The sequence below is a fragment of the Micromonospora sp. genome, from assembly GCF_048594385.1.
In the GTDB taxonomy this organism is placed as follows: domain Bacteria; phylum Actinomycetota; class Actinomycetes; order Mycobacteriales; family Micromonosporaceae; genus Micromonospora; species Micromonospora wenchangensis.
In genome coordinates, this window is record NZ_JBMDWU010000416.1 from 1 (window position 1) to 10,560 (window position 10,560).

The window sequence follows — 10,560 nt, forward strand, 5'->3', positions numbered from 1 at the left end:
GGGTGGATTCTGGCCCTCGGGCTCCTGCGCGGGGCGGCTCGTCCGTCGTCCACCGGTCACCAGCCCCGGCTGCCGCTGCGGCTCACCCCGGACCACCTCGAGGTGACCGGCCCGGGGGAGCGCACCCTGGTCGTCGGGTGGCCGAACGTCGCCCGCGCCGAGATCACGGGGTGGCTGTACCCGGTCCTGGTGGTCGAGCCGGCCGACCCGGACCGGACCGTCCCCCCGCTGGCCCGGTGGGAGTGGGCGGTCGCCGGGCAGAGCCGGCCGTACGAGATCCGGGTTCCCCTTGTCTACCTGAGCCCCGGCCGTGACCTGCTGCGCCGTGAGCTGTCCCGTCGCCTGCCCGGCCCCGCAGCCGGCAGCCGGCCCGCCCCGTAGGGCCTGCCCCCGCGATCGCGGATCACCCGTCCACGGGAGACCCGACACCCGGCCACCGCACCGACCGCTCGGGTGCGCGGGTCGGTGCGGTGGCCGGGTCGGGGCGGGGCGGGGCGTCAGACGGCAGTGCGGGACCACTGCTGGTTGGCGCCGGTGTTGCAGGTGTACTGCTTGAGCACCTGGCCGTCGGCGGTCGACGAGGCCGGCACGTCCACGCACTTGTTGCTGTGCCGGGCCCGCAGCTGGAAGTAGCTGCCGTTGGTGACCATCTGGAACTGCTGGTTGGTGCCGCTGCCGCAGGTGTACTGGATGAGTTCGGCGCCGTCGGCGGTGGAGGCGCTGGTCACGTCGAGGCACTTTCCGCTGTGCCGGCTGACCAGCCGCCACCAGCCGCTGCCCGCGTCGACGAACTGCCACTGCTGCCAGGCGTTGCCGGCGTAGGTGTACTGGCCGACCCGCGCGCCGTTGTCGGTGTTCGGCTGCTGGACGTCCATCGCCTTGCCGCTGTGCCGCACGGTGAGCCGGTAGTACGTTCCGGTGCTCGGGGGCGGCGTGGTGGGGCCGTCGCCGACGGTGTCGCCCCACCCGTAGCGGACCCGGTCGGCCCCGGAGGGGTTGCGGATGCTCAGGTTGAGGTCGGTGCCGCTGCCGCTGAGCGCGTACATCGAGTACCAGTCGTAGCCGATGGTGCCGGGCTTGCCGCCGAGGGCGGGCCAGTAGGTGCCGCCCATCTGGTTGTCCCGCATCACCTGGGCCATGGCCCGGATGTGCCGGACGAAGTTGTCGGTGCTGTTGGCGTCGGCGTAGTTGCGGCCGTCGTTCATCGGCGCGCCCCACTCGGTGGCGACGGCGCGGGAGGCGCAGTTGCCCAGGCGGGTCTGGATGTGGCTGCGGAAGGCGTCGTAGCTCATCTCGCCGTAGAAGAACGCGTAGTGGTGGAAGGAGAGCAGCGTCGCGTTGAACCGGCTGTCGTTGCAGATGTCCCGCAGGTCCTGGCTGAAGCCGGTGCCGCCGATGAGCACCCGGCCGGGCGGCGCCGAGGGATGGGAGCTGAGCCAGTTCGCCGCGACGTTGCGCCAGTCCGCCGAGCTGTAACCGTGCGGCTCGTTCATCGGTTCGAAGTAGACGTTGGGGTTGGTGCCGTACGTGTTGGTCACCGTGGACCACATCGCGTTCCAGGCGGCGAGGTTGGTGATCCGGCCACCGGAGGCCGCGCCGTCCTCCCAGTACGCCAGGATGACCTTGAACCCGCGTGCGGTGGCGGCGTCGATGGCCCCCCGGTACGCCTCCCACCACGCCGTCCCGACGGTGTGCGTGTTGATCGGCAGCCGGACGGTGTTGACCCCCATGGTGGCGGCCATGTCGTCGTAGAGGGCGTTGGCCTTGGCCCGAACCGTCGCGTTGCTGTCGGAGGCGCTGAGGCCCTGCACGACGAGCGGGCCGGTGCTGAAGTTGTCGCCCAGCACGGCCCAGTTCATGCCACGGAACTGGCTGGTGGCGGCGGTGGCCGGGGACGACACGACGACCGCGCCGCCGACCATCGCGGTCGCCACGGCGGCCAGCGTGACCAGCAGCCGGCGGAGCGGACGGTGTCGCCGCGACGCCGCTGAGGGCGACGTGATCCGGGTCGGGGGGTGGTCGGTCACGTGATCGGACCTCTCTGGTCGGGACATCGCGCCGGGATCGCTGTTAGCGCTAACATTGGTGCGTCGCGACCGGTGCCCTGATTGTTGCCTGCGTGTTGCAGACAAGTCTCAGCGATCGTTTCCGGGGTGTCAATAATCGACGAGCATCGTTTGATGTGGGGTGGTGTCGTCGTCGGGCGGCACCCGGTCACGGTGGATCGACACGCCCTGGCGTGCTCGCGTCGTCGGCCCGCGACCTCGCCCCCGCCCCGTCCCGACCGGCCGTGCGCCGACGGTGCCGCAGCTCCACCGGCAGGCAGCCCACCGCCGTCGCGGCGGCGACGAGCAGCAGCACCACGGCGAGGTTGCGGCCGTACGGCAGCGGCAGCACCGAAGGGTCGTCCGGCGGCCGACCGAAGCCCAGCACCAGCGGCAGCGCCACGACGGTGAGCGCGGCGGCACCGACGACCCCGGCCCGCACCACCGGCCGGTGCCGGCGCGGGACGAACCGGGCGAGCAGCGCCCCGACGGCCAGCACCCCGGCCATCCAGACAAGGTCGTGCCCGACCAGCACCCCGGCCAGGAACACCAGCACCCCCGCCGGGGCCAGCTCCGGGTCGGTCAGCGCGCCCGCCACGGCGTACCCGATGAGCAGGGTGCCGGCCGCGACGAGCACGACCCGGGTCCTCACCCCGCCTCCCGCACGACGAGCCGGCCGACCCACTTGGTCTGGAGCACGCCCGGCCGGTTCGGCGCGATCAACCGGGCCGGGTAGCCGTGGTCGGGATGCAGGGGTTCCCCGCCCAGCCGCAACGCGATCAGCGTCGCCGGGTCACCCACGTGCGCCGGGCCGACCGTCGACGCCCGGTAGCGGCCGGCCGCCTCCAACGACTCGACGCGGACGCTCGCCCGGTCCGGGTCCGCCCCGACCAGCGCGACCAGGTCCCGCAGCCGCACCCCCGTCCACCGCCCGGTCGCACTCCATCCCTCCACACAGGCGATCGGCAGGTCGGCGGTGTGCTGCGGCAGGGCGTGCAGGGCGGCGAGATCCAACGCGACCCGCCCGCCCGGACCGTCGACCACCAGCCGGTACGCCGGATCCCCGACGTCCACCCCGGCCCGGCGGGCGGTCCGGTTCACCGGCAGCCCCTGCGGGCCGACGTCCGGCCGGCGCGGGGCGAGCACCGCCAGGCCGGACAGCGGCCGGACGGTCTGCCCGACCGTGGTCAGGGTGATCAGGCCGGCCGCGGCGGCCACCCCGGCGAGCAGCCCGCGCCGGCTGAGCCGCTCCTGCGGCGACTCGACGCCCGGGCGGGCCAGCGCGGCCCGGACCGCCGGCAACTGCACGCCGACGTGCACCAGCAGCGCACCCACCACCAGCCACGCCACCCGGTAGTGCCCGGCGGTGAAGAAGAACGGCATCGGCGCGTACCAGCGGGCGACGTTCAACACCCCGCCGACGACCTCGAACAGGGCCGCGGCGACCAGCACACCGACGCTCGCGCGTTCGAGCGCGTGCGCGACCGACCGCACCGGCGGCCAGCGGAACAGGTGGTGGTAGACCGACCACAGCTTGGCCCCGAGCAGCGGCACCATGGCCAGCCCGGTCGCCACGTGCAGCCCCTGGGTGAACCGGTAGAGCCCCACCGGCCGCGCCGGCCACGGCAACCAGCCCGGCGGATGCTGGATCAGGTGGCTGAGCAGCCCGGTGAGGAAACACACGGCGAACGCCACCCCGAGCGCGACGCCGAGCTGGCTGGTCAGCCGGGTCGACCGCAGCGGCGACGGGAACCGGTCGGGGGCTGGTGCCGACCACCGTCGGGCGGGCCGCCGCGGCACCGCCGGCCGGCCGCTCACGCCGGGCCGAGGGTGGCGAACCACCGGCCCGCCTCGGTCCAGGTGTCGCGCCCCCGCAGCGCCGTCTGTCCGGCCAGCGTCGACAGACCGTCCAGGGGTACGCAGGCCCAGGGCAACGGGCCGTCCGCACCGTCCGGCGTCCGCACCGTGGCCGTACCGGACCAGGCCGGCGTGCCGGGGGGCGCGCACTCGACGTGCAGCCGACCGTCGGCAGCCAGCAGCCGGCGGCACCGGCGCAGCAGCCGGTCCGGGTCGCCGCCGATGCCCACGTTGCCGTCGGCCAGCAGCAGGTGCCGCCACCGCCCGGCCCCCGGCACCGGCCCGAACACGTCCCGGCGCAGGGCCACCGCGCCGCGCCGCCGGGCCAACCGGACGGCGGTGGCGCTGACGTCGATGCCGAGCGCGGGCCGCCCGGCGTCGATCAGCGCGCCGGTGAGCCGGCCCGGTCCACACCCGACGTCGAGGGTCGGCCCGGTGCAACGGGCCAGCAGCGACGCGTCCCCGGCGACGGCGTCCCGGCACCAGAGCGCCGGGTCGAACCGCAGCACCCCGCCGCTGGGATGCCGGGCGGTGAACGCGGCGGGGACACCCGACGCGGCCCGGTCGAACGCGGCGTCGAACAGCGCCACCGCGTTCATCCGGCCACCGCCGTGGACGACGGGACGTCGACGGCGACCGTGCGGGCGAACCGGCTGCCCGGTGGGCACAGCGCCGCCACCGCGTGGGCGTCGACGGCGGTGTCCACGTCCCGCAGCCGGGGCAGCAGGTGCACCCGCAGGCCACGGCGGCGCAACGCGGCCAGGGTGCGCGCGCCGGTGCTCGCCACCGAGGTGGGCACCGTCCGCAGCACGGTGGCGTGGCCGGGATCGCGCAGCCCCAGCGTCCACCAACCGCCGTCCTCGGCCGGTCCGAGCACCGCGTCCGGCCCGTCCGCCCGGCCGAGCAGGTCCCGCGCGGTGTCCAGGTGCGCGGCGGTGAGCTGCGGGGTGTCCATGCCGACCAGCAGGGTCGCCGCGCCCACCGTACGGGTGTCGACGAACGCGTGGGCGAGCCGGTCGGCGAGCGGGCCACCCCGCTGGGCGAGCCGCGTCCAGCCCATCGGGGCCGGCAGGTCACCGTCGACGACCAGCACCCGGGCGTCGACGGTGGCCGTGGCGACGGCGTCGAGGGTGTCGGCCAGGGCCGCCGCGGCGACCCGGGCGGCCTGCACGGGCGTACAGGGCGGGCAGAGCCGCGTCTTGACCCGGCCGGGCACCGGCGTCTTGGCCAGCACCAGCACCCGCAGGGCGGTCGGTGGACGGTGGGCGTTCACCGGGCCAGCACCGTGCCCATGTCCCGCACGGCGCGGGCGGTGCCGAGCACGGTGCCGGTCACCTTCGACCGGGTGCCGGCCGCCCGGGGGTGGTAGTCGACGTCGACCTCCACCACCCGCCAGCCCGCCCGGCCGGCCGCGATCAGCAGCTCCAGCGGGTAGCCGAAGCGGCGGTCCCGCAACCCCAACGCCAGCAGGTCGTCGCGGCGGACGGCCCGGATCGGCCCGATGTCGTGCACGTCGAGGCCGGTGGTGCGGCGCAGCCGGTGGGCCAGCACGGCGTTGCCGACCCGGGCGTGCCACGGCCACACCCCACGTCCCGTCGGCCGACGCCGGCCGGTGCCCAGGTGCGCCGCGCCGGACCGGACCGGATCGGCCAGCAGGGGAAGCTGCGCCGGGTCGAACGACCCGTCGGCGTCCAGCACGCACACCACCCCGTCGACCGGGTCGGCCGCCAGCACCCCGGCGTGCACGGCCGCGCCGTACCCGGGCTCGGCCACGCTGATCACCTCGGCCCCGCAGGCCCGGGCCACCGCCGCCGACCCGTCGGTCGAGCCGTTGTCCACCACGATCGGCCGGTAGCCGGCCGGCATCCGGGCCAGCAGGTCGGGCAGGGCCGGGGCCTCGTCGCGGCAGGGAAGAACCACATCGGTCATGCTGCGCGACGCTAGGGCACCAGCCGCCCGGAAGTTCTTACCTGACGATGACGGAATCCCCGGCCGCCGCGCAGTTCTTACGAACCACTGACGGCTGGTCGCGGCCGGCGTACGACGGCGGTCACCGGCCCTACCGTCGGCGGGTGACCCACGTACTCGTCACCGGCGGCGCCGGTTTCATCGGCACCCATGTGGTGACCGCCCTGCACGATGCCGGCCACCGGGTGACCGTGGTGGACTCCGGCCACCCCGGCGCGCACCGCGGACCGTTGCCGGACACCGTGGCGGGCGCGCCGCTCGTCCGGCTCGACGTCCGGGACCGCCCGGCCCTCGCCGCCGTCCTGGCCGACGGGGTCGACGCGGTGGTGCACCAGGCCGCCATGGTGGGCCTCGGTGTCGACCTCGACGACCTGCCCGAGTACGTCGGCTGCAACGACCTCGGCACCGCCGTGCTGCTCGCCGCGATGGCCCGGGCGGGCGTGCCCCGGCGGGTGCTGGCCAGCTCGGTGGTGGTCTACGGCGAGGGCGCGTACGCCTGCGCCGGGCATGGTCCGGTGCGCCCCGCGCCGCGTACCGTCGCCGACCTGGCCGCCGGGCGGTACGAGCCGACCTGCCCGCGCTGCGCCGCCACGCTCACCCCGGGGCTGGTCGACGAGGACGATCCGCTGGACCCGCGCAGCGTGTACGCCGCCAGCAAAGCCGCCCAGGAACACCTGACCGCCGCGTGGGCGCGACAGACCGGTGGCGCGGTGGTGGCGCTGCGGTACCACAACGTCTACGGGCCGGGGATGCCCCGCGACACCCCGTACAGCGGGGTCGCGGCGATCTTCCGGTCCGCGTTGGAGGCCGGCCGGGCACCCCGGGTCTTCGAGGACGGCGGGCAGCGCCGCGACTTCGTCCACGTCCGTGACGTGGCGGCGGCCAACCTCGCCGCGCTGGACGCGACCGGCACCGCCACCGGCTGGCGGGCGTACAACGTGGCCTCCGGTCGGCCGGTCACCATCGTGGACGTCGCCACGGAGCTGGCCCGCGCCGCCGACGGGCCGCCGCCAGTGGTCACCGGCGAGTTCCGGCTCGGCGACGTGCGACACGTGGTCGCCTCGCCCACCCGGGCGGAGACCGAACTCGGGTTCCGGGCCGCCGTGGGGCTCGCCGAGGGGATCGCCGAGTTCGCCCACGCCCCGCTGCGCGGGTGAGCGGCACCCCCGGCGACCGTCCGGCCCGGGTGCCCGGCACCCGTCCGGCTCCTCCCGGGCGCGCGGGCGACCGTCGGGGCGAGCCGGACGGCGGCCCGCGCCCTGGCCCGCCGCGTGCCGACGTGCACGCCGCCGCTGCCGCCGTCGGCCTGTTCGCGGTGGCCGCCGTCACCGGCGGGGTGCTCTACCTGCTCGGCCACCCGGTGCACGCCAGCGCGGCACCGCTGTTCGCGCAGTGGCTGCCGCACGTCGGCGTCGGCACCCCGGCGGCCCTGTTGCTGGCCGCGCTGGTCTGCTGGCACGGGCCGGCGGTGGCCGCCCGGCTGCCCTGGCGACCGCTGCTCGCGCTCGGCTACGCCACCGCCGTGGCCTGGACGCTGTCGCTGGCCCTGGTCGACGGCTGGCACCGTGGCGTCGCCGGGCGGCTGACCACCCGCCACGAATACCTGCACGAGGTGCCCGGCGTCACCGACGTCCCCGCCATGCTGGCCGGCTTCGCCGGCCGGATCCTCGACGGGCAACCGGACTCCTGGACCACCCACGTCTCCGGCCACCCGCCGGGGGCGCTGCTCGTCTTCGTCGGGCTCGACCGGATCGGGCTGTCCGGCGGGGGGTGGGCGGGGACGCTGTGCATCCTGGTGGCGGGCCTCGTCGCCGTCGCCGTGCCGCACACCGTACGGCTGCTCGGCACCGAGGCGGCGGCCCGCGCGGTGCTGCCGTTCGTGGTGCTGTTCCCCGGGGCGGTCTGGGCCGGGGTGTCGGCCGACGGGCTGTTCGCCGGGGTGACCGCCACCGGGATCGCCCTGCTGGCCCACGGCCTCACCCGGGGGCGTGCGGTGGCGGCGCTCGCCGGTGGGGCCCTGTTGGCGTCCGGTTGCTACCTGTCGTACGGGCTGGTGCTGATGGCTCCGCTCGCGCTGGCGGTCGTCGTGCTGGCCGGCCGGCACCGGCGCACCGTGGGGTGGGCGTTCGTCGGGGCACTGCCGGTCGTCGCCGTGTTCACCGCCGCCGGGTTCTGGTGGCCCACCGGCTACCACCTGGTCGTCGAACGCTACTACCAGGGTGTCGCCGCCGACCGGGCGTACGGCTACTGGGTCTGGGCCGACCTGGCGCTGGTCGTGGTGGCCGCCGGCCCGGTGGCGGCGGTGATCCTGCGGCGGGCGGTGCCGGCCGGCCGGCGGGCCCTCGCGGCGCGGCGGCCGGCCGCGGAGCACGCCGCCTGGCTGCTGCCGCTCGCCGCCACCGTGATGATCGTCGCGGCGGACCTGTCCGGTTACAGCAAGGCCGAGGTGGAACGCATCTGGCTGCCCTTCACCGTCTGGCTGACGGCCGGCGCCTCCCTGATCCCCGCGGCCGACCGGCGCGGCTGGCTCGTGGTGCAGGCGGCGGTCGCGCTCACGGTCAACCACCTGCTGCTGACCACCTGGTAGTCCACCGCCCTCCCACCTTTCGACGACGCCGGGTAGACGCGGCGGCCGGTGACCCCGTCATCCGGCCGCCGCGTCCGGCTGCGCCCGGTCGGGGTCGGGACTTCTTACCGAACCATGACGTACCCGGCCGACGGTGACCGTTTCCAACCCCCCGGGCCGTACCCCCGGCCGACAGCACATCACCGGAGCCGGTTTCCGGCTTGGAGGAGAATTCCGATGAACCGCAGACCCGACGGGACCCCGCTGGTCCACACCCGGCCGGCCCGGATCGCCCTTGCCGCGCTGGTGCTGGCGGCCACCGGCGCGCTCACCGTCACCTTCGTCTCCGGTGGCGGCCGGGGCGCCGCGGACGCCGCCACCAGCCTGGACCAGTTCGTGCCGATCGAGAAGGTGCCGCCGAACGTGCGCGCCCCGCAGCCGGCGGCGGGCGCGTCGACCGGCCGGTTCACCGTGGACTGCGGCACGAACGGCAACGGCAAGTTCAGCCCGGACAACCCGGTGGCCCAACCCGGCATCCGCAACGGCGCGGAACACGTCCACGACTTCGTCGGCAACCTGGCGATCACCGCGAACTCCTCCAACGCCGACCTGGACGCCTCAGGCACCACCTGCCGCAACGGCGACAAGTCGTCCTACTTCTGGCCGGTGGTGCGCATCGACCGGAGCGTCCGCGACGACGACCAGGTGCGGCAGGCCCTCGCCCAGACCCAGCCGATGGTCGTCTGCCCCTCGGTCGGCAAGCGGCTGCGCGCCGTCCCCACCGGGGCCCGGGGCACCGTCGACCGGCTGCTCGCCGACCTGGACCGCCAGCAGGCCGCCGCGAACGAGCGGATGACCGCCAGCCGGGGCCGCATCGACGCCGCGTTCAACCGGGAGGTCACCGACGCGTTGCGGGCCCGCCGCGCCGCGACGATCAGGCAGATCAGCACCACGGTCACCGCCGCCGGCGGCAACCAGCCCGGCCTGGTCTCGCTGGTCGAGTGCGACGTCAGCTACGACGACATGCACGCCCGGATGCCCGGCGCCGCCCACCGCGCCAGCGTCACGGCGGCCCAGGCGGCCAACCCGCGCATCCAGTGCCCGACGGTGCGGGACAAGCTGCCGGGTGTCCCGGCCGGGGCGCTCGCCGAGGTGAACCGCAACCTCGACGAACTCGACAGGCAGCTCTCCGAGGCCAACGAACGCCTCGTCACCAGCCTGGGTCAGGGCGGCCCGGCCTTCGTCGACAACGCCATCCTCGGCCCGCTGCGCGCCAAGCGGATCGCGGTGCTCGACCGGATCGCCATCGCGATCGGCCGGCAGGCCGCCCGCCCGCAGGGCCTCGACGCGTTCGCCACCTGCACCCTGGACCAGGCCCCCGCCCCGGCCGGCACGCCCACCGCAGCCGCGCCCACCACTGCCGCCGCCGTGCTGCCCGACCCGCAGGGTCCCGACCTGGAACTGCCCGGCAACACCGGCGGCATCGTCCGCCCGGCGCAGGTGCTGATCGAGTACCGCGGCAACCCCGCCAGCAAGGTGGTCCCGATGCCGAAGTTCCTCCGGGCGCTCACCGGTGACGCCAAGCCCACCAGCCGTGGCCCGGCCAACGCCCGCGCCACCTGGACCTGCTCGGGCTTCGCCGACCGGCTCTCCGACAAGTACCCGATCTGCCCCGCCGGCAGCCAGGTGCAGCGGGTGCACGACTTCCCCGGCTGCTGGGACGGCCGCAACGTCGACAGCGACAACCACCGCAACCACGTCGCGTTCGCCGACCGGGCCACCGGCGCCTGCCCGCAGGGCTTCCGGGCGATCCCGCAGCTGAGGATCACCGTCGGCTACGACATCCCCCGGGACGTGCAGCTCAAGGGCCAGTACGCGCTCGACTCGTTCCCGGAGGAGAACCACAACCCGTTCTCCGACCACAACGACTTCGTCAACGTCAACTCCGCCCAGACCATGCAGCGCATCGCCACCTGCATCAACAAGGGCAAGAACTGCTCCTGACCGCCGGGCCGCCCGGCACGGGGCCGCGGGCCCCCCCCCCCCCCCCCGCGGGGGGGGGGTGGGCCCCCCCCCCCGCCGCCCGGCCCGCGGGGGGGGGGGGGGGGGGGGTACGGGGTGAAG

The 10,560-nt window shown here is 75.5% G+C and carries 10 protein-coding genes; 4 read left to right on the top strand and 6 right to left on the bottom strand.

What is annotated here, in order from left to right:
- Positions 1-381, top strand: a 381-nt coding sequence (locus tag ACOJTC_RS22260; RefSeq protein ID WP_420118337.1) for a hypothetical protein, incomplete at its 5' end; no start/stop codon positions are given.
- A gap of 116 nt (positions 382-497) precedes the next feature.
- On the opposite strand, the gene ACOJTC_RS22265 is transcribed toward ACOJTC_RS22260, so the two are convergent.
- The 6 genes from ACOJTC_RS22265 to ACOJTC_RS22290 form a co-directional block, all read right to left on the bottom strand.
- The gene (locus ACOJTC_RS22265) at positions 498-2,027 is read right to left on the bottom strand and encodes an RICIN domain-containing protein (RefSeq protein WP_420118338.1); all 1,530 of its coding nucleotides are present in this window, start codon (positions 2,025-2,027) and stop codon (positions 498-500) included.
- A 187-nt stretch (positions 2,028-2,214) separates the two neighbouring features.
- A complete protein-coding gene (locus tag ACOJTC_RS22270) occupies positions 2,215-2,697 on the bottom strand; it encodes a hypothetical protein (RefSeq protein WP_420118339.1) in 483 nt (160 codons plus the stop codon).
- Complete coding sequence (locus ACOJTC_RS22275) at positions 2,694-3,863, bottom strand: molybdopterin-dependent oxidoreductase (protein WP_420118340.1); 1,170 nt, start codon at positions 3,861-3,863, stop codon at positions 2,694-2,696. The genes ACOJTC_RS22270 and ACOJTC_RS22275 overlap by 4 nt, the downstream gene beginning before the upstream one ends.
- Positions 3,860-4,501 carry a methyltransferase domain-containing protein gene (locus ACOJTC_RS22280; protein ID WP_420118341.1) on the bottom strand — a complete coding sequence of 214 codons (642 nt, stop codon included), beginning with the start codon at positions 4,499-4,501 and terminating at the stop codon, positions 3,860-3,862. Before ACOJTC_RS22280 ends, ACOJTC_RS22275 begins: the two co-directional genes overlap by 4 nt.
- A complete protein-coding gene (locus ACOJTC_RS22285; RefSeq protein WP_420118342.1) occupies positions 4,498-5,175 on the bottom strand; it encodes a TIGR04282 family arsenosugar biosynthesis glycosyltransferase in 678 nt (225 codons plus the stop codon). The genes ACOJTC_RS22280 and ACOJTC_RS22285 overlap by 4 nt, the downstream gene beginning before the upstream one ends.
- Positions 5,172-5,831: a glycosyltransferase family 2 protein gene (locus tag ACOJTC_RS22290; protein WP_204923415.1), complete on the bottom strand. Its 660-nt coding sequence runs from the start codon at positions 5,829-5,831 to the stop codon at positions 5,172-5,174. Before ACOJTC_RS22290 ends, ACOJTC_RS22285 begins: the two co-directional genes overlap by 4 nt.
- 143 nt (positions 5,832-5,974) lie before the next feature.
- On the opposite strand from ACOJTC_RS22290, the gene ACOJTC_RS22295 reads away from it, so the two are divergent.
- The 3 genes from ACOJTC_RS22295 to ACOJTC_RS22305 all read left to right on the top strand — a co-directional run bounded on the left by ACOJTC_RS22295 (position 5,975) and on the right by ACOJTC_RS22305 (position 10,440).
- Positions 5,975-7,027 (top strand): NAD-dependent epimerase/dehydratase family protein, encoded by a 1,053-nt coding sequence (locus ACOJTC_RS22295; protein ID WP_420118343.1) that lies wholly within the window; start codon positions 5,975-5,977, stop codon positions 7,025-7,027.
- 29 nt (positions 7,028-7,056) lie between these two features.
- The gene (locus ACOJTC_RS22300) at positions 7,057-8,457 is read left to right on the top strand and encodes a hypothetical protein (protein ID WP_420118345.1); all 1,401 of its coding nucleotides are present in this window, start codon (positions 7,057-7,059) and stop codon (positions 8,455-8,457) included.
- Positions 8,458-8,673: 216 nt separating this feature from the next.
- Complete coding sequence (locus ACOJTC_RS22305; RefSeq protein WP_420118344.1) at positions 8,674-10,440, top strand: DUF1996 domain-containing protein; 1,767 nt, start codon at positions 8,674-8,676, stop codon at positions 10,438-10,440.
- Positions 10,441-10,560 lie beyond the last annotated feature (120 nt).